At 53.8% G+C, this 19,196-nt stretch carries 20 protein-coding genes; 17 read left to right on the top strand and 3 right to left on the bottom strand.

Going from position 1 to position 19,196, the window contains the following annotated elements; genetic code table 11:
- Position 1: 1 nt before the first annotated feature.
- Positions 2-1,186: a thiamine pyrophosphate-dependent dehydrogenase E1 component subunit alpha gene (locus tag RKA07_RS03355; RefSeq protein ID WP_200202705.1), complete on the bottom strand. Its 1,185-nt coding sequence runs from the start codon at positions 1,184-1,186 to the stop codon at positions 2-4.
- 336 nt (positions 1,187-1,522) lie between these two features.
- Here RKA07_RS03355 and RKA07_RS03350 point away from each other — a divergent pair, with 336 nt between their 5' ends.
- From RKA07_RS03350 to RKA07_RS03310, 9 genes are all read left to right on the top strand, one after another.
- Complete coding sequence (locus RKA07_RS03350) at positions 1,523-4,138, top strand: DUF2339 domain-containing protein (protein ID WP_310965626.1); 2,616 nt, start codon at positions 1,523-1,525, stop codon at positions 4,136-4,138.
- Complete coding sequence (locus RKA07_RS03345; RefSeq protein WP_200202703.1) at positions 4,135-4,518, top strand: DUF2750 domain-containing protein; 384 nt, start codon at positions 4,135-4,137, stop codon at positions 4,516-4,518. Before RKA07_RS03350 ends, RKA07_RS03345 begins: the two co-directional genes overlap by 4 nt.
- Before the next feature lie 46 nt (positions 4,519-4,564).
- Positions 4,565-5,005 (top strand): thioredoxin TrxC, encoded by a 441-nt coding sequence (trxC, locus tag RKA07_RS03340; protein ID WP_200202702.1) that lies wholly within the window; start codon positions 4,565-4,567, stop codon positions 5,003-5,005.
- Positions 5,006-5,007: 2 nt separating this feature from the next.
- A complete protein-coding gene (locus tag RKA07_RS03335) occupies positions 5,008-5,367 on the top strand; it encodes a thioredoxin family protein (RefSeq protein ID WP_310965566.1) in 360 nt (119 codons plus the stop codon).
- A gap of 169 nt (positions 5,368-5,536) precedes the next feature.
- The gene (locus RKA07_RS03330) at positions 5,537-5,698 is read left to right on the top strand and encodes a hypothetical protein (protein ID WP_200368991.1); all 162 of its coding nucleotides are present in this window, start codon (positions 5,537-5,539) and stop codon (positions 5,696-5,698) included.
- On the top strand, positions 5,695-7,071 hold the full coding sequence (locus tag RKA07_RS03325; protein WP_200368992.1) for a GGDEF domain-containing protein: 1,377 nt from the start codon (positions 5,695-5,697) through the stop codon (positions 7,069-7,071). The genes RKA07_RS03330 and RKA07_RS03325 overlap by 4 nt, the downstream gene beginning before the upstream one ends.
- Positions 7,072-7,085: 14 nt before the next feature.
- On the top strand, positions 7,086-7,265 hold the full coding sequence (locus tag RKA07_RS03320) for a hypothetical protein (RefSeq protein WP_200368993.1): 180 nt from the start codon (positions 7,086-7,088) through the stop codon (positions 7,263-7,265).
- A 158-nt stretch (positions 7,266-7,423) separates the two neighbouring features.
- Positions 7,424-8,905 (top strand): esterase/lipase family protein, encoded by a 1,482-nt coding sequence (locus tag RKA07_RS03315; RefSeq protein WP_200368994.1) that lies wholly within the window; start codon positions 7,424-7,426, stop codon positions 8,903-8,905.
- Positions 8,906-9,012: 107 nt separating this feature from the next.
- The gene (locus RKA07_RS03310; RefSeq protein WP_310965565.1) at positions 9,013-9,711 is read left to right on the top strand and encodes a crotonase/enoyl-CoA hydratase family protein; all 699 of its coding nucleotides are present in this window, start codon (positions 9,013-9,015) and stop codon (positions 9,709-9,711) included.
- 18 nt (positions 9,712-9,729) lie between these two features.
- On the opposite strand, the gene RKA07_RS03305 is transcribed toward RKA07_RS03310, so the two are convergent.
- A complete protein-coding gene (locus RKA07_RS03305) occupies positions 9,730-10,557 on the bottom strand; it encodes a M90 family metallopeptidase (RefSeq protein WP_200202697.1) in 828 nt (275 codons plus the stop codon).
- A gap of 199 nt (positions 10,558-10,756) precedes the next feature.
- Here RKA07_RS03305 and RKA07_RS03300 point away from each other — a divergent pair, with 199 nt between their 5' ends.
- The 7 genes from RKA07_RS03300 (at position 10,757) to RKA07_RS03270 (ending at position 17,467) form a co-directional block, all read left to right on the top strand.
- A complete protein-coding gene (locus RKA07_RS03300; RefSeq protein WP_200202696.1) occupies positions 10,757-10,957 on the top strand; it encodes a DUF1656 domain-containing protein in 201 nt (66 codons plus the stop codon).
- A gap of 9 nt (positions 10,958-10,966) precedes the next feature.
- Positions 10,967-11,851, top strand: coding sequence for an efflux RND transporter periplasmic adaptor subunit (locus RKA07_RS03295; protein WP_200202695.1), 885 nt, complete (start codon positions 10,967-10,969; stop codon positions 11,849-11,851).
- A gap of 4 nt (positions 11,852-11,855) precedes the next feature.
- Entirely contained in the window at positions 11,856-13,928 is a 2,073-nt protein-coding gene (locus RKA07_RS03290) for an FUSC family protein (protein WP_310965564.1), read from the top strand.
- A gap of 23 nt (positions 13,929-13,951) precedes the next feature.
- Complete coding sequence (locus RKA07_RS03285) at positions 13,952-14,983, top strand: threonine aldolase family protein (RefSeq protein ID WP_200202694.1); 1,032 nt, start codon at positions 13,952-13,954, stop codon at positions 14,981-14,983.
- A gap of 102 nt (positions 14,984-15,085) precedes the next feature.
- Complete coding sequence (locus RKA07_RS03280; protein WP_200368998.1) at positions 15,086-16,342, top strand: dicarboxylate/amino acid:cation symporter; 1,257 nt, start codon at positions 15,086-15,088, stop codon at positions 16,340-16,342.
- Positions 16,343-16,407: 65 nt separating this feature from the next.
- Positions 16,408-16,773: a thiol-disulfide oxidoreductase DCC family protein gene (locus RKA07_RS03275; protein WP_200202692.1), complete on the top strand. Its 366-nt coding sequence runs from the start codon at positions 16,408-16,410 to the stop codon at positions 16,771-16,773.
- Between the two features lie 19 nt (positions 16,774-16,792).
- The gene (locus tag RKA07_RS03270; protein ID WP_200369583.1) at positions 16,793-17,467 is read left to right on the top strand and encodes a spermidine synthase; all 675 of its coding nucleotides are present in this window, start codon (positions 16,793-16,795) and stop codon (positions 17,465-17,467) included.
- An 18-nt stretch (positions 17,468-17,485) separates the two neighbouring features.
- Here RKA07_RS03270 and RKA07_RS03265 read toward each other — a convergent pair whose 3' ends face one another.
- Positions 17,486-18,340 (bottom strand): PA4780 family RIO1-like protein kinase, encoded by an 855-nt coding sequence (locus RKA07_RS03265; protein WP_310965625.1) that lies wholly within the window; start codon positions 18,338-18,340, stop codon positions 17,486-17,488.
- A 284-nt stretch (positions 18,341-18,624) separates the two neighbouring features.
- Between RKA07_RS03265 and efpL the strand changes: the two genes are divergently transcribed.
- Positions 18,625-19,191: an elongation factor P-like protein EfpL gene (gene efpL / locus RKA07_RS03260; protein WP_200368999.1), complete on the top strand. Its 567-nt coding sequence runs from the start codon at positions 18,625-18,627 to the stop codon at positions 19,189-19,191.
- The last annotated feature ends 5 nt before the right edge of the window (positions 19,192-19,196 follow it).

The raw sequence follows: 19,196 nt of genomic DNA, 5'->3' as shown, positions 1-19,196 counted from the left end.
GTTATGCCCCTCCCTGAACGTGGATAGCCGACTTGGGATACTCATCGGGATATTTGCGAATGTGTGCCTTCAGTTTTTCAAACTGCGCGTTCAGCAGCGGGGGCACTTCGTCGTAAACATCCGTTACCAGGGTTTCCAAAGGAGGAGGGGGGAGCTTTTGGGCTCGCTTCATGGTTTCCAGCACTTCACGGCGCATACGTTCCTGCAGCTCTTTTTCTTCGCTCTCGCTCCACCATTTTTTCCTGGTGAGCCAGTTTTGCATGCGCAAGATAGGATCTTTTTCACGCCACACGGCCTCTTCATCTTTGCTGCGGTAGCCGGAGGGATCATCGGATGAGGAATGCGCCGCCAGGCGATAGGTCATGGCTTCGATGAGTACCGGGCGGTTCTCTTCCACGGCCAGTTTGCGGGCGGCTTCGGTGGCCTGATAAACGGCCAGTATGTCGTTGCCGTCGACACGAATGGTATCCATTTTATAGCCGAACCCACGAGGCGCTATGCCGTCGGCGGCAAACTGTTCATTCGCGGGGGTGGAAATGGCGTAACCATTGTTACGGCAGAAGAAAATAGCGGGCACACGGTGTACGGCGGCCATGTTAAGGCCCGCGTGGAAGTCGCCTTCCGAAGCTGCGCCCTCACCAAAGTAAACAATGGTGCAATGGCCGTCGCCGGCCATTTTCTGGCCATAGGCATAGCCGGTTGCCTGGGGGATCTGAGTGGCAAGGGGGGATGAAACAGTCATGTAATTGAGTTTGCTGGAACCATAATGAACCGGCATCTGGCGGCCTTTGCCGTAGTCCCGCTCATTACCGAACAGCTGGTTCATGAACTCATCAATAGTGAAGCCGCGATAGGCCAAAGCACCTTGCTCACGGTACTGGGCCATGATCATGTCAGCGTCGTTCAGGGCCGCAGCGCTGCCGATAACGGAAGCCTCTTCACCGGTGCATTGCATGTAGAAGCTTAGGCGGCCTTGTCGTTGGGCGCCCAGCATGCGTTCATCCAGAATGCGGGTGGTGACCATGGCGCGGTAAATTCGTAGCGCTTTGTCTTTGTCGATGACAGGCGCTTTGCTGCCTTTGTAGAGCGAGCCGTCCTGTTTCAGGAGTTTGAGTGTCGGAATGTGATATTCCGAGCCGTCTGTAAAGACAGGGGTGTAAACGGATTTGTACTTTGTTGTTGTCATAATCCTCTTCCTGGGGTGATGGCTTGAGGAACAAAATGCCCCTTGTGGGGGCCTCGTTAAGTTATGGAGCCTTGTTCTATTTGCCGGTGATTTTCCAGAGTATAGAACGCATTGAGCAACCCTGCCGGTGTTGCAATATGGCTCTTATTGCCAGTTCGCCCGGTTTGGATAAAACCGGATTAAACAGGACAAAGTTGACCTTAACGTAAAGTGCGAGCTTTGGGTAGTGTCCTTTACGGGTGAGCTATTGCTTCAGAGAAGTTAGACTGCACACTGCACCAGCGACTCGCGCTGCACCAGATGGAAACTTCGAAAGGATAAAGGGATTTGGAAGCAATGCTCATTTTGCTTGGCGTGGGCCTGGCACTGTTCATACCCGTGGGCTCTGTTCTGGGCTTCATGGCTTTTCAGCAGCGGAATGCACACTCTGCACGCATTGAATCCCTGGGTCAGGAGGTCTCGGAGCTGCGCCGGGAAATTGAGATTCTCCGAAGCTCTGGTGGATCAAATAAGCAACAGCCAGACGGTCCTCTGCCTGCAGCCGAAGGCTTGGCCTATGTCCAGCCGCCGGCGCCAGAGCCTGCACCGGTTCCTGTTGCAGCGAAGACTGAATGGGCCGAAGAGCCTGGCGTTGAGGCAGGTGATTGGCTGGATTCAGTTGCACCGGCTCGTGATTATTCAGGCATCAAAAAGGCCCTGAAAGAAAACTGGATGGTCTGGCTGGGTGGCCTGAGTGTGGCGCTGGCGGGGATATTCATGGTCAGCCACTCCATCAGCGCGGGGCTGATTGGCCCTGTACAGCAACTGTTGCTCGCTCTTGTTACGGGCCTTGCCCTGCACGCAGGCGCGGAATACCTGCGCAGGCGGCACATGAGCACAGATCAGGTGTTTGCCGCCTTGGCGGGCGGGGGCAGTATCACGCTATACGCCGCATTGCTTGCCGGTGTTCACCACTACCAGCTAATCAGCCCGGTTGTCGGGTTAATCCTGCTTGCGGCTGTGTCTCTGGCTACCATGGCTTTGGCTCTGGTGCATGGCCCACTGCTGGCCATTATGGGGCTGAGTGGCGCCTATATCGTGCCTTTGCTTATTGGTGGCGAGGACGGCAGCGTCGCCTTTGTGCTCTCGTACAGCTTTCTGATTACGATCAGTTCGCTGCTATTAATGCGTTACGTTTTCCGTGATTGGCTCTGGTACGCCACACTGGCCGGTGCCTTGCTTTGGTGGGCAGCCACCGTGGCTGCAGCCCCTGCTGAGTTGGCAACGGCGATGTATTTGGCCGCCTTGTTTGTTGCTTTTGCATTCTTGCCGGGCGAAGAGCAGGCCGCACCTTCACGTTTGCGTGAGGCGCTTCTGCCGTTGTTGGCGATTTGGGGTATTTCGATTGCACATCAATCTGTTGATAACCCGTCGTTGTGGAGTTGGCTGCTCATTCTGCCGGTCGCATCCCTGATTCCTCAGAGCCGGGGTACGCTGTGGTTTTTGCCTTGGGGTGCCGTGTTAGCCAGTGCTGCCGGTTGGTTGCTGTATATGGGGCGAATGGATGGCGATCTGTTTTACCTGATGCAGATTCCCCTGGCGCAGCAGGCTGGTTTTGTCAGCTACCTGATTGCCGCTGCCATCACCACCACTGGTTTGGGCCTCTGGCTGTGGGGGCGCTATGCCGACCAGCGACGCTGGGCCTCGTTAACCCTGCTTTCGCCGCTGGTATGGCTGGTGCTTGGCTGGCTGTTGCTGCAAGGCTATGGCGAAACTTCGGTTGTGTGGGCGGTTGCCACCTTGGTGCTTGGGGCAGTATACGGCGTTCTGGCCTGGCGGATGGAAGGGCAGGCTCGTTATGGGAACGGCGTGGTCTGGGCCTTGATGGCGGCGCACGTCAGTTACTCACTGGCCGCAGTGATGGCTTTCCGTGAAGCATCACTCACCCTGGCCTTATCGGTTCAGTTCGTCAGCCTTACCTGGCTGGCTCGGCGCTATCAGATGCCAGAGCTGTACCTGTTGCTGAAGTGCGTATTGGCGCTGGTGGTTGCGCGGCTCACTTTCAATCCATGGATACAAGGTTACGATGCCAGTGTGCACTGGACGCTATGGACCTATGGTGGTGCTACATTACTGGCGGCGGTTGCTACCAGGCTTTCAGAGAAAGGCCATTCGATTCGCCCCTGGTTGGAAGGCGCAACCCTGCACTTGCTGGTGTTGTTCCTGGGCGCGGAGCTGCGTTACTGGCTGTACGACGGTGATATTTTTGTTCACGAATACAGCTTGATCGAAGCAACCATGAATACGCTGCTTTGGGGCGCGCTCAGTGTGACTTATGCTTTCCGGGCAAAGTCCAGTCAATCATTGGCTTGGCTCTACCGGTTGTTCTCATGGGTCCTGCTGGCACTTTCCGCCCTCAGCTACTTCACGCTGCTCACTTTGCATAACCCTTGGTGGAGTGGCAGTTTCATTGGCAGCACGCCCATCTTCAATATGCTGTTACCTGCTTTTGGTGGCCCGGTACTGCTGGCTCTTGTTATCAGCCGGTTCCCGCAGATTGCGCCCAAGCTCTGGTCAATGTGTGTCGCGGGGGCAGGGTTTCTCTTATTCACTGCTCTGGAAATTCGCCAGCTTTGGCAGGGCAGCGACATGGCGTTGTGGCATGGCATGACCGAGGGCGAGCTGTATACCTATTCGGTAGTCGGCATGCTTTACGCCATAGTGGCAATCCTCTACTCCACTGTTTATTCCGCAAAAAGCACCCATATCATCTTGTACAAGGTGGGCATGGCTTTGCTGGGGATTGTGATCGGCAAGATTTTCTTGATCGATATGGCCGGCCTGCAAGGGTTCTGGCGGGTTGCGGCCTTTATGGGTTTGGGGCTCGCTCTCTTGGGCCTTGCATGGATGTACCGAAAAGCTCAGGGAGTTAACCCTGAGCCTGATTCACTCAACAGAGATTCAGATTTATGAATAGCGAAGAGCTAGCCAGCGTACTCGAAATGGATGGTGAAGAGAGATACGACTACTTCCTGAGCGAAGTATTGGAAGAGCGGGAGATCTGGATACTCGTTAATTCGGAGAGCCGCTTCCTGTCCATAGTGTCGGAGGATGACGGTGTAGCACATTTGCCGGTTTGGCCCAGCTCCGAATTTGCCGTTGAATATGCCAAGGGCGCAGATGGTTTGACCCCGAAAAGTATCTCGCTGCCAGATTTCTTCAAGAAATGGGTACCTGGATTATCGAAAGACGGCCTGCAAGTGGGCGTATTCCCGGGGGCCGATAAAACTCTGTGGATAACAGAAGCAGATGAGCTGAAAAAAGACCTGCAAGATGAACTGTCCAGTTTCTGATGTATAGATAGCCAAACTGACATTATAAGTGTGATGAGGTGAATGCATGACTGACGATCTTAAACATGTTGTTTGTCCACATTGCGACAAGTTGAACCGTGTGCCGGCTGAGCGGCTGGCATCTGGCGGTAACTGTGGAGCCTGCAAGCAGCCATTATGGCCGGGCGAAGTGCTTGAGCTGACGGGGCAAAATTTTGCTCCCCACACCGGGCGCAGCGATGTGCCTGTACTGGTAGATTTCTGGGCAAGTTGGTGTGGCCCCTGCAAAATGATGGCACCCCAGTTTGAGCAGGCGGCTCAGGGCTGGAAGGGCAAAGTACGTTTTGCCAAGCTCAATACCGAAGAGCACCCGGCACCGGCAGGTCAGTACAATATTCGCAGCATCCCTACCTTGATACTGTTCCGCAATGGCCGCGAGCTTGCACGGCAAAGTGGTGCAATGAACCAGGGCCAGATTGATCAGTGGTTGAAGAGTAACGGTTGCTGAAGATGGGTGGCAGCATGAGGGTGATTGATAGTGAAGACGCACTGGTAGAGCTTGTTAATACGAGTTCTGCAGCCCTTGTGCTGTACGGTGGTGCAAGCTGTGGCGTGTGCCAGTCGGTGAAACCACAGCTGGAGCGCGTGGCCAGGGAGGAATTTCCTGAGCTGATTATGGCGTATGTAGATTGCCAGGCGTCTGCACCAGTGTGTGCCTCGCGGGGCATTTTTTCACTGCCAGTCATTCACCTCTGGTTTCAGGGGCAACGCTTCGCCGAGTTTTCCAGAGTCTTCTCTATGGGCGATGTGCGTTCGGCGTTAGAGCGTCCATATTGTTTGACGATTCAACAAGATATCGCTGAGCAGTAAATGATCTGATCAGTTAACGGTCATGTTTGTCGAACGCCCGTTTTAACTGGCCTGAGCAGGCTTGTCCCGCGCCTTTTCACAAAGTTATCCACAGATTTTGTGGGTATACTTAAAACTATGTCAGCTTCTCGGTAAATGACTGCGTTCATTTGCATTCAGAGGGGCTCTTATGGATGTTATTGGCCGCTCGGACACAGTCGCCAAAAGGGTCTATGCTGATTTTGATTACCAGAAATCGGCTTGGATTTACGACCGGAGCCAACTCAAGGTGCGCCGTATCGAAGCGCATGGCCATTATTACCTGCCCCAGACAGGAAGAAACTACATATGACATCGGATCAGTCCTGGAAAGAAAAATATTTTCATGAGCTGGAGTCTGTAAAGCATAGAGAAGAGCGCTGGAAGATCGAGCGCAATGCACTTGAGCGCATGCTGGTGTGCATCAGCCTGGCCTCTGAAGGACAGACGCAGGAGCTGGATCGCTTGCTTGCCAGAGTCCGATCTGACCTCCTCAAGAACAGCGTTGATGTAACTATCTGGGAAGATTTGCAGGCACAGATCGATCGTCAGGTTGCTCAGTTGGATGCTGCTGCTCCCCGTACTTCCAGAAACCGCAGCGAGCCATCTACCGGAACTGCCACTGAAGTAGAAAATAGGCAGCGACTTTTGATCGCCCGGCGTGTTGGACATCTGATTGGTCAGCTGCTCAGCCAGGTTTCTTTAGAGGCGGAAGCAGAGACGCATGCAAGGAATTTGCAAAGATCGCTTCTGACCAGTGACAGCTGGGAAGAGTTGAGGGAAGGGCTAAACCAGGTGGCAGATCTGGTGATAGCAGCAGTCACCCGTGGCCAGCGCGAATTCGAGAGCTTCCTGAAGCGTCTGGATGAGCGACTCGAGGCGCTGAAGCAGCATTTTTCGGTTCAGTCGAGTGCTCAAACCGGCCGTCAGGCAGCTGCAGAAGCCCTTGAGCGGGAAATTCGTGAAGAGATCGAGCTGGTTAGCCGGCATATCGAAGCCAGTGATGATCTGCAGGAATTGAAAGATTCAGTTGGCCGCCATCTGGAAGGTATCGGCATGGTAGTTAGTCGGTTCCAGGCTCAGGAATCCGAACGGGAAAAAGCGCTATCCCAAGAGCTGGCGGCAATGCGTGAGAAGGTGGCTCTGATGGAGGCCTACTCGGGTCAGATGCAGGGCCAGGTTCGTAAGGAACGCGAGCGTGCCATGACGGACCAGCTTACCCAACTTCCCAATCGTGAAGCATGGCGAGAAAGGATGGCCTTTGAGCTGAATCGCTGGCAGCGCTATCAGTATCCACTGACACTCAGCATTCTTGATATAGATTTGTTCAAACGCGTGAACGACTCATATGGCCACAAGGCTGGCGACAAAGTGCTTCAGGTCGTAGCCCGGGAGATAAAAAAACGCGTGCGCACCACCGATTTTGCGGCCCGCTTTGGTGGCGAGGAGTTTGTCGTACTGTTTCCGGAAACGCTTCCCGACGAGGCACATGCTGTGCTGGATAAAATTCGAGCCCATGTCAGTGCTTTGCCATTTCATTTTGGCGGGGAGCGGCTGACGATTACGTTCTCTGGTGGTCTGGCGGGCTTTGGCCCCGATGATACCGAAGAAATGGTGTTTAACCGAGCCGACCGGGCACTCTATCTTGCCAAGGATAGTGGCCGGAATTGCATCAAGGTCGGCTAGCTAAGGAGTATTTTATGGGCGTACTGCTAACAATACTTGCCGTTTTGTTCATTGCGTTGATTATTATTCTGCCTTTGGTCGAGAAATATGCGCCAAAAGACGAAACGGGAAACTATGGCAACATAACGCGTTTTATCTTTCCGCTGGTGGCGCTCTTGATCGTTGCCCAAATGGTTCGGTACTACTTTTCCTGAGAGCATTTTTGGGCCCGGCCTCGTCAGTCTTCTTTACACATTCTTCAAAGCCAGTTGGGCCGATAGGGCGCAAGTCCTCGCCTCTACCAGAGAATTAATCTTCCGGAACGAATATCGCATGCATCAATGCAGGATCAGCCTGAAAGGATGCACGACTCATGAGCCAGTTCCACCCCATTATCTACGTTCGTGGCTACGCCATGACCGCCAGCGAAATTGCCGATACCGTTTCCATGCCCTATATGGGCTTCAATCTGGGCGCGACCAAAGTGCGTCAATCCTGGGACGGAAGTATTTATAAACAGGTCTTCGAATCGCCCATGATGCGCCTGATGAAAGACTACGGCTACACAGATGCGTTTTCCGATGGTGCCGAGGTCGACCGCGACATCACGCCTAAAACCGTTGTTATATACCGCTACTACGATCAGGCAGACCGGGATTTCGGCGAAGGAAAGCCACTTTCAATTCCCGCGGCAGCTCTGCAATTGGGTGATTTGATTCTGAATATCCGCGACCAGCTATGCGGCGACGATATGGATCGCCGGGCAGAGTTCCGGGTGAATCTGGTGGCGCACTCCATGGGTGGCCTGGTGTGTCGGTGTCTTTTACAGAATGGTGGAATCAGCAGCCCGGCCGTTCGGCAGATAGTGGACAAGGTGTTTACCTATGCCACCCCGCACAATGGTATTGAAATGGCCGGTATCAACGTGCCGGCGTTTCTCGGGCTTTGGGATATCAACAACTTCAACCGGTCAGTCATGGCAGACTATCTTGGGTTTGACGGCAAGCCTTCCAGAGTGGATTCCCTGGATGGCAAATTCGATCCGGACCGGTTTTTCTGCCTGGTGGGAACAAACCAGCAAGACTATGGTGCCGCCAAAGGCGTGTCCAAGTGGCTTGCGGGCAAGATGAGCGATGGGCTGGTTGCGATCGAGAATGCGGCCGTTCAGGGTGCGCCCAGAGCTTTTGTATATCGCAGCCACAGCGGCCCCTACGGCATTGTTAACTCCGAAGACGGCTATCAGAACCTGGTACGCTTTCTGTTTGGTGATGTGCGCGTAGACGGGGTGATGAATGTGGAATCCTTGCCACTGCCGCCTTCGGTAGAAAAGGCCAGAAAAGAAGGTCGTCGGGTTCGCGCCTCCTATTATTTTGAAGCGACTGTTTCCCCCCGGGGCGCTCGCAGTTTTAGGCTTACAGAAAGGCGTAAAGAAACCTTCAGCGCAGTATTGCGAAAATTCGACGAAATGATGAAACCAAAGCGGGCAGGGCTGGACTCTGCGCGTTCTCCAATGCTGTTCTCCGCATTTCTCGATAGTTCAAAAATTACGGTTGATCGGGGTCGAACCATGGTGATGACTGTCGAGCTTGCCGTTTCTGCCACCGATTATTTTGTAGATGGAGCCCCTTGGACAGAGCACCGGGTGGAAGGGGAATACCTGTATCGGGATACACTCACGTTGAAAATGACGCCCACTGAAGACGGATGGAATCTGCGTTATGTCACCACGGATGAACAGTGGAGCGAGCGCGGTGGCAGTAAGGCCGAGCAGGATGGTGACAACTATCTGATCCCCCTGGCGTCAAAGAAGGGTTTCAAGGCCCAATTGCAGGTGAAACTCCGGCGTAGAAGCTGACAAATCAGACAAGAAACGGGTTCCTGGTGAATAATGATTTGTGGCTGCAGGCATAAGCTGGCAAAGTTCTGCGAAATCAGACCTATCTCCACCAAGAGGAAACGCCGGTGACCGACCTAGTAAGCTACTCACTCAATGACGGTGTTGCGACCGTAGTGCTCAACAACGGCAAGGTGAATGCCCTGAGCCATGAAGTGTTTGAACAGTTGCACAAAGCTCTCGATCAGGCAGAACAGGATAAAGCAGTGGTTATCCTGACCGGGCAACCTGGTATTTTCTCCGGCGGCTACGATCTGAAAGAAATGCAAAAGGGAATGAAGGAAGCCGCTGCCCTGGTGACTGTTGGCTCAAAGTTCACCCGCCGTCTGGCCGCATTTCCGTATCCGATTATCGGAGCATGCAGCGGCCATGCACTTGCAAAAGCAGCGTTTGTTCTGCTCTCTGTAGATTACCGTGTAGGTGTTGAGGGCAGTTTCAAGCTGGGACTGAACGAAGTGGCTATCGGCATGACCATGCACCATGCAGGTATCGAGATTGCCCGCCACCGTCTGGCGCCGGCACATTTTTACCGGTCGGTGATCAATGCAGAAATATACGGCCCTGAAGGCGCTGTAGTTGCAGGATACCTGGATGAAGTGGTTGCTCCGGAACAGCTTATGAGCCGTGCGAATGAACTCGCCCAGGGCTTCCGTAAACTGAACATGAGAGCCCACGCCCAAACCAAGGTGAAAACCAAAGCGGGTTATCTTGAGTTGCTGGATCGCAGCATCGAGATGGATGCGCAGAGCCTCGGCCTTAACGGTTAAACCGCCAATCTTGCGGGGCTAGCTCGGGGCCAGCTCTCCAGGATCCACTCTGTAGAAGTCCCGAAGCAGATCATACACTGCCGGCTGTTGTTCTTTCAGGTGTTGAGGTTGCTGATAGAAGGTTTCTGTCAGCACAGCAAAGAACTCAGCCGGCTTTGTTGCGCCATAAGGATCGAGCCAACTTGTGCTCCGATGCATGAGCGAGTGCCTTAGGTTGTTAAAGGCAGTAGTCATAATCTCCTGCCATTCTTTTGCTTGCTCGCTACCAAGAGGCGGAGCGCCGTCTGCAGAGCCATCCAGGTAATCAAGCTGGTGGGCAAATTCGTGAAGAATTACATTGTGCTCGCTGCCCGCACGCATAGCCCCGCTTTCACACTCTGACCAAGCTAACACTACCTGGCCTAGTGAGGATGCTTCTCCGGCCCTGATCTGATCGCTCACGCCAACCACCATGCCATCACGCTCGGATGCCTGCACCCGGTATACATCCGGGTATACAAGGATGCTGCGAACGTCATCAAAATCCCCATATGAGCGCTTCACCGTGAGAAGGCATGCGTGCCCGGCAATGGCTACCCGAACGCGATCGTCTATTTCAAATCCGTCGCATCCGTAAAAGTTCTTTTCTGCGATGAAGAGCTGAACCTGATCCCTTAGAGTTTTCTGCAGCGGTGTTGGCAATTGGCGATACAGGGGTACCGTTGTTTGGAGGTGTTTTCGCCAGGCTTTTGGGAAGGGCTGTTTCAGCTCTCTTTCACGTCGCCAGGTGCGGTAGAAGAACAGATAGAAAACAGCCAGTGCAATGAGAGCTGCGGAGAATAGTGCAAATACAGATGCTGACGACATGTTCTTAAGCTCGCTTCGTGCGTATGTGCCGGCTGTTTGCTGTAATCTCAAACCATTCGTGTTTGGCAGAGCAAATTCAGGCTGCGGAGAAATCATCACGTTGCTAGCATACGCTAGTTGGCTGATAGCTTGAATCGCACCTATCATCAGACACTTGATTGCAAAAAAACGATGGCAGAGCAGCAGCAATAGGGATGACATGCTTCACGAGATGAGTATTGGTGGGATGTTGTTTAGTCCGTTTGTGGTGCTGGTGCCTTTTGCGTTTGTTATGGCGGCCATCACCCGGGGCGTTTTGCACTATACAGGCCTGCGCACCTACATCTGGAAGAAAGCCTGGTTCGACGTGGCAACGTTCGTCTGCTGGTTGGCTGCTATTGTTTATCTGTTTGCGAATTAAAGGGCTCTCATGGGAAGGCTAGGGCGTATAGGACTGACATTGCTTGTGGTGGCTGCGGCGGTTGTTGCCGGAACCTGGGTATGGGATCACTATCTCTATTCGCCCTGGACACGGGACGGGCGAATTCGCGCAGACGTCATCACGATCGCTCCCGATGTGTCGGGCTGGGTAACCGAGTTGAGCGTTAAAAATAACCGACTTGTGAATAAGGGTGACCCTCTGTTCACAATTGACGACACTCGTTACCGGGCAAAATTTGCCGAGAGCAATGCGCGGCTTGCTCAAGAGCGTACGGGTTGGGACTTGGCCAGGCATCAGTATGAGCGCCGGCAGCGCATGGCTGACCTTCAGTCTATCAGTGAGGAAAGTCTTGAGGCTTATCGTATTCGTGCCGAGGCGGCGAAGGCCAGCTACCAGCTTGCACAAGCGGAACTTGATACGGCCAGAATCGACTTGGAGCGAACACAAGTGCTGGCGCCGGAAAGCGGTATCGTGAATAACCTCAGCCTGCGGCGAGGCAACTATGTGGCCCGGGGGGAGGCGGTTTTATCGCTTATCAACAATGACTCCTTTTATGTGACAGGGTATTTTGAAGAGACCAAGTTGCAGCAAGTGCATGTTGGGCAAAAGGCCCGAATTACTCTGCTTTCTGGCGGGGAAAAGCTGAGTGGTGAAGTGGTCAGCATTACCCGCGGAATTGCAGATTCAAACACCACCAGCGACAGCCTTATGTTGCCGAAAGTGCAGGCAGCGTTTAACTGGGTGCGGCTGGCTCAGCGTATACCTGTTGATATTGCACTTGACCCATTCCCTGACAATCTCAATATCAGTGCGGGCATGACGGTTTCCATCTATCTGGAAACAGACACGGAAAACACTCCGGAAGAAGAGTAGCAACGTGGCATCCCTGGCGCTCCCACAACTTGCGACACAACTCTTTACCCCAAACCGGCGCACGGTGATATTCGCCCTGAAAGGGGTCATATCCATGGCGCTGGCGTTGTTTGTATCCATGTATTTGCAGCTTGATCGGCCCTACTGGGCGGTGGTGTCTGCTGTCTTTCTGCAGATTCGCCCCGAGAGCGGATTGGTGATTGAAAAAGCCCTGTGCCAGATTTCCGGATCAGTGGTTGGTGGCGGCGCGGGGATTTTAATACTGGCGCTGTTTATGCCATACCCGTTGCTGGCGCTTGCGTGCCTCACTCTCTGGATAGGCCTCAACTCTGCAGCCTCGTCTATGGTGCATAACGCCAACTTTATCTACGCCTTTGCCATGTCGGGAATGACGGCTGGCCTTGTTGTAATTATGGTTGTGGCGGACCCCAATGCGAACGATGGCCGTGCGGTCTTTGATATTGCCCAGTCCCGTATCAGCGAAATCAGCGTGGGGGCCCTCTGTGCCATGTTGGTCAGCCGGCTGTTGTGGCCGGTCACAGTCAAGGAAAGCCTTCGAAATCACGCCCGGAATGTCATCAACAAAACGCTTGAATACCTCTCGCTGGAGCTGGACCCTAAGAGTACCCATGAACAGCGCCACCAGCATGCGGATGAGATTCTGGAAACGCTGATTGTACTGAACGATGACTCCAGTGCAGTGGCCTATGAAGGGCCCGAAGGGCCGGGACGCAGCCGGGCAGCACATCTGTTAGTTAACAAGGTGATGTCGCTGCTTGCGGTCACACAGATAATGGGGCGCTTTCCCCGCAACCATCCGGAACTGGTTTCGCCCGCGTTTGGTGTGCTGCTCAAGGATATGCGGATGTTGTTCATTGCTATTGCAGAGGCGCCCAGTTACGAAGAATCCTACAACCAGGCTCAGGAACTCAGGCGCGCGCTTCTGGAGCACAAGGCGGCCTATGTAAACGAATCTGCCATCGTTATACGCCTCACCCAAACCGCAGTGGAATTGGTGGCGGACCTGGTTATGGTACTGCGAGCGTATAATGCGCTGGAAAATCGCGACCAGACACTGCTCAAAGCGTCCAAGCTGAAAACCCACAGGGATCCCCTGATAGGCGTAGTAAATGGCTTCAGGACAGCCGTGGTGTTCGCAATTGGGGCAGGGGTGTGGATGAGCACAGGTAGCCCTGCAGCCATAATGCTGATGATCATGCCGGTTGTGTTTTCTATTGTGTTTGCCCGGTTTTCACTGGCGGTGTTGATTAACATGCTGCGGCGCCTGTTACTCAGTGTGGTGGTGGCGATTCCCGTGGCACTGGTTTATGGGTTGGGGTTGCTTGCCAAAAGCAGTGGGGATTTCGAGATATTGGTGCTGGTGCTTGCCGGGCCATTTTTCATCGGCCTGCTTGCCCTTGCCGAACGCCCGACCCTGCCTTATGGCTTAGGCATTTGTATCCCCTTCACGCTTATTGTTCAGCCTGGCAACCACATGGCATTCAATGCCGATACAGCCACCAGCAATGCTCTGGGGCTGTTTGTGGGAATCAGCATTCTCTACTGGGTGTTCAAGCTGATCACCCCGTTGGATGGGCAGTTCATGCAGCGGCGATTGCTGAAAGCAACCGCCCGCGACCTGACCAGCATTGATTATCAAAATCGGCCGGAGAACTGGCTTAACGGGCGTATGGGGGAGCGCCTGTTGCGGTTAGCCAATTACGATCAAGGGTCGGGTAACCCCAGTCGCCATATGACAGACCTGGGCTTCACTGGACTGAACATAGGCCACATGTCCATTCGCCTGAGGAGGCGCATCGAGAACCATCGAAGTGCCGAGGTAGATGCGAAACTCGCCGAGTGGCAGCAGGTACTTGCAGATACCTACCTTGTGAGTTCCCAAGGAAAAAAGAACCCCCGGTTCAGAGAGGTGAGTGCGGAACTGTTGGCGGCGATCCACTCGGCCAGGGAACCCGATGCACAAACGTCAACCGTTGAGGGCATGTTCGAGCGTATAGCGCTGACCTTTGAACGAACCGCCAAAGGTATTGCCGAAACCAAAAGCCAGAGTGTTTAGCCATCCGATGAAGGAGTGCTGCCGTGTCACGGTCAGAACAGTTTGCCAGCGATAATTACAGTGGTGTTTGTCCGCAGGCATGGAAGGCCATGGAAGCGGCAAACCGGGTAGACGAACCAGCCTACGGTGAGGACAGTTGGACACAGCGGGCGGCCGATGGTTTGCGATCTTTGTTTGATACAGATTGCGATGTCTACTTTGTATTTAACGGTACGGCTGCCAACTCGTTGGCATTGGCGTCCATAGGGCAATCCTTCCATAGCGTGATCTGCCATGAGTTGGCGCATATTGAAACTGATGAGTGCGGCGGGCCGGAATACGCCTCCAATGGTGCCAAGCTATTACTGGGGCAGGGCGAAAACGGAAAGCTGACCCCCGAAAGCATTGAGCACCTGGTGACCAAACGCACAGACATTCACTACCCCAAACCCAAGGCACTAAGCCTCACTCAGGCAACGGAAGTGGGCACAATCTACACCCCGGATGAGCTTCGGGAGATCCGCATGCTGGCGGATCAATACAAGCTGAATATCCACATGGACGGTGCACGCTTTGCGAATGCGGTGGCGGCGCTGGATGTGCATCCGTCAGAAATCACCTGGAAGGTGGGTGTTGATGTGCTGTGTTTCTCCGGGACCAAGAATGGTTTGGCCCTTGGCGAAGCGGTGGTTTTCTTTAACAAGGCACTGGCCGAGGACTTTGAATGGCGCTGCAAGCAGGCAGGGCAGCTGGCCTCCAAAATGCGGTATATCTCTGCGCCCTGGTGTGGTTTGCTGGAGAACAACGTGTGGCTGGACAATGCCCGCCATGCGAATGCCAGTGCGAAAAGGCTGGCTGACGGGCTGGCGGGGTTGCCGGGCATCAAGCTCCGCTACCCACGGCAAATAAATGGTGTTTTTGTAGAAATGCCCGAGCCTTTGCAGGCGGCTTTGCGGGCAAAAGGGTGGCGCTTCTACAACTTTATCGGAGGTTGTGCTCGTCTCATGTGTTCCTGGGCCACTACCCCGGCAGTGGTTGATCAGTTTCTGGCGGATGTGCGGCAACTGCAGGCGTAGGTCTGTGGTTTACCCGCCGGACGATTTCCACCACAATCGGCGCCATCCCCGATAAGGAGCTCATACTATGCTGTACTCATCAACCTCACCCAAGGCGATCTGATGAGAGCCCTCTTTAATAAATACCTAAATTCTTCACTCATTCTTCGCGTAAGCATAGCGTTGGTGTTGGGCGTGGCCGTGGGCCTGATCGGTGGCCAGCAAGCAGCTGATTGGCTGGCGCCTTTCGGGGAGCTTCTGCTGCGTCTGCTCAAGTTTCTTATTGTGCCTATCGTACTGTTCACGCTTATGGTTGGCATCAATCAAGCCAATATTGGCAGCATGGGCCGGGTTGGGCGGAAGCTGTTCGGGTTTTACGTGATGACTTCAGCCTTGGCCATTGTGGTCGGTTTGGTGGTGGCAACTCTGCTTGAGCCGGGAAGCGGCATTGCTCTGGACGAAAACGCTGAAGTAAACGTACCGGACAACCCCGGGTTTGTGAGTGTGCTGCTGAGAATTGTGCCCGACAATATTTTTACGGCGTTCACCGAGCTGAACCTTTTGGGAATCATCTTCACTGCCATTGTGTTTGGCATTGCGCTCCTGAAGCTGCGAGAGAGTGAGGCACATGCAGAGCTTGGCGAGCATCTTTATAAAGTTGTTGAAGGGCTTAACGAGATCACTTTGAAGGTCATGGCTGGCGTACTTCAGTACGTCCCCATCGGTGTATTCGCGATTGTAGCCAAGACGGCGGGTGAGCAGGGTATATCTACCATATTGGCTCTGGGCGATATGGTGATGGTGCTTTATATTGCGCTGGCTGTGCATCTGGTTGTTTACTGCATTTTGATGCGGTTTTATGGCGTGGGTATTCGCGAGTTTTTCCGGGCAGCTCGCACACCTATGGCTACGGCGTTCGCCACTCAGAGCAGTTCCGGTACGCTACCACTGACGCTGGATGCTGCAAGACGTCTGGGCATACCCAAGCGAATTTACGGTTTCAGTCTGCCGCTGGGTGCCACCATAAATATGGATGGGGCAGCAATCCGTATCGCGATTTCTGCGGTGTTTGCGGCCAATGTGGTTGGTATTCCTCTGGATCTGGTGACCATGGCTGAAATAGTGTTCATTGGCACGCTTACGTCTATTGGTACAGCGGGAGTTCCCGGCGCAGGCATCGTAATGATTGCCACAGTTTTTGCCCAAGTGGGTTTGCCAATTGAAACTGTCGCACTCCTGGTATCCATTGATGCGCTGGTTGGCATGGGCGCGACCGGGCTGAACGTGACCGGAGATCTGGTTGGAACGGCAATTGTTGCCCGTAGTGAAAACAAATACCAGGGTGATCCAGCTTCTTCAGGAAAGGAATCTGCTGCCTGAGCAAGGTCGGACCTGTTGATGTGATAGAGTACCTTTCAGGCTTTCTTTATGACTGGAGGGCACTTATGAGTAAGTCGCAAAGTAAACTGATTGTTTTCTATGACGGCTCATGTCCCGTTTGTGTCAGGGATCGACGCTGGTATGAAAAGCTGGCAGGAAGAACCGGAGACTCAGTTGAATGGCTGGATATCACCGGCCGTGATGAGGAACTACGCCAGCAGGGGGTAGACCCCTACAAGGCGCTCCGCGAGCTGCATGTAAAAGATGATCAGGGTGAAATTCACCGTGAGATGGATGCCTACATACTGCTTATGTCGCGAGTTTTTTTGCTGAAACCTTTGGCATGGCTAATTTCCTTACCCTTGATCCGGCCTACGCTGGCGAGGCTGTATCATTCATGGGTTGGGCGTCGCCTTGGTGAGCGCGCCTGAATCCATTTCAGAGGTTTTTATGGCTCGCTTTGAGTTGCTAGGCACTGCAATTATTCCTGGTAAGGGCACCCAGTTGCGGCTACTGCAGCGCAACGATGAATTCTCTATCCGCATTGCCGGCACAAGCGGTGAGCTGATGAACACTCGCTTGCACGGTTCTGAAGATGCTTTGGCAACTCTGGCCTGTGAGCGTATTACAGACCATCCCGCACCAAAAGTGCTTATAGGCGGGCTTGGTATGGGCTTCACCCTCGCAGCGGCCTTGCAGTCGCTGGGTGACGCCGCAGAAGTCACCGTTGCCGAACTGGTGCCGGAGGTAGAGCAGTGGAATCTTGGCCCTTTGGGCAGCGCTTCTGGGTATCCGCTCAAAGACCCTCGTGCCAAGGTGCATATTGGTGATGTGGTGCAGCTTATCAAGGCTTCACCTGCCAGTTACGATGCCATCTTGCTGGATATCGACAATGGCCCTGAGGGATTGACGCAAAAAGAAAATGACTGGTTGTATTCAGCAGCTGGCATTGCCGCAGCACAAGAAGCACTGCGGCCGGAGGGAATTCTGGCTTATTGGTCAGCCGGGCAGGACCCTGCATTTACCGAGCGCCTGAAGCGCGCCGGGCTTTCGGCAGAGGCAGTAACCGTGCGCGCCCACCGTCCTGGCAAAGGCGCAAAGCATGTTATCTGGCTTGCCTGGTGAATGACTGGACGACGAGAACTAGTCCTCGTCGTCCAGTTGCATGCGCTCTAATCGATCTCTTTCTTCTTCTTTGGCGGCTTCAATTACAGCCATAAGCTCTTCTACATCAGCGCTGGCGGTGTCGTGCTCGAAGCATCCCGTCAGTTTGCTGTCGGGCTGCAAATCTCCACGCTCGTAAAGCGCCCAGATTTCTTTGCCATAATCGGTCACAAGCAGATCGGGGGCGAACTTGGCAAAATAGCGGCGCATGTTATCTACATCCCGCTCCAGCATGCGCTCGGCGTTGTTGTTGCCTGCTGCGTTAACCGCCTGGGGAAGATCAATAATCACCGGGCCATTACTGTCGACCAGCACGTTGAATTCTGACAGGTCACCGTGGATAAGCCCGGCACTCAGCATCCGCACAATCTCTGCGATAATCCGGCCGTGGTAGTCCCTTGCTTCTTCCGCAGTGAGGGTTACGTCGTCCAGTCGTGGAGCCGCTTTGCCGTCAGCATCGGCAATCAGTTCCATCAGCAACACGCCGTCTACAAAGCCTTTTGGTTCCGGAACGCGCACGCCGGCTTCCGCAAGCCGGTACAGGGCATCCACTTCGGCGTTAAGCCATGCGTCTTCCTGTTCTTTCTGGCCGTAGCGTGTCTTTTTGCTCATGGCCCGTGCCCGGCGGGTGTTGCGCACCTTTCTGCCTTCCTGATACTCAACGGCCTGCTTGAAGCTTCGCTTTTTTGCTTCCTTGAATACCTTGGCACAGCGCACTTCCTCGCCACACCGCACCACGTAAACCTGTGCCTCTTTCCCGCTCATAAGCTGGTAAAGCACTTCGTCCACCAGGCCGTCGTCGACCAAGGGTTGCAATCTCTTGGGTACTTTCATAACACCTTTCAGTTTAGCCGTCAGCGTGCCGACCATGCGCGGTGCGTTGGCCTGAAGACAGGCCAGAGCAAAGATGCTGGTCACAATGGTGCATAGCTTACATCAAATTGCTATTTCTTATAGGAATCTGGTTGTAGCCTCAAGAAGCTTTTAGCTGAATGGCCTATAGTATCGGCTTGCCCTGTATCGGCAGGGCACGTCTGAGGGTAGAATTACCGGGTGTAAAGCACGCCGGCTTTTGCCCGGTATGGATGCGTTTCGAGATTGTTTTGGAGCTTTAAAAGATGCCTAGAGCAAGTGAAATCAAGAAAAACTCTGCAGTTGAATACGAAGGTCGGGTTTATTTCGTCAAGGATATTGAGCGCTCTGTTCCGCAGGGCCGTGCTGGCGGCAGTCTCTACCGCATGCGTATGTACGATGTGGTAACAGGTAACAAGATCGACGAGACGTTCAAAGACAGCGACATGCTGAACCTTGCTGACCTTGTGCGCAGGCCAGCTACCTTTTCCTATTCCGATGGCGATGAATATGTTTTCATGGATAGCGAAGACTTTACTCAGTACAGCCTGAACCGGGAAGCCATTGCTGATGAACTGCTGTATATCGATGAAGACACTCAGGGAATCATGGTGATTCTGGTGAGTGAAGCGCCGGTAGCTCTGGCTTTGCCGCCAATTGTTGAAATGGATATCGAGGAAACAGATCCCTCAGTTAAAGGTGGATCAGCCACGGCTCGTACCAAGCCAGCAAGAATGGCAACAGGCCTGGTTGTCCAGGTTCCTGAGCATATCTCCACGGGCGATCGCATCAAGATCAACGTGGAAGAGCGGAAGTTTTTGAGCCGCGCTTAAGCACT

The organism is Marinobacter xiaoshiensis (genome assembly GCF_031631795.1).
GTDB lineage: Bacteria > Pseudomonadota > Gammaproteobacteria > Pseudomonadales > Oleiphilaceae > Marinobacter > Marinobacter xiaoshiensis.
Note: the sequence above shows the minus strand (reverse complement) of the source record. Positions and strands in the feature narration are given on the sequence as shown.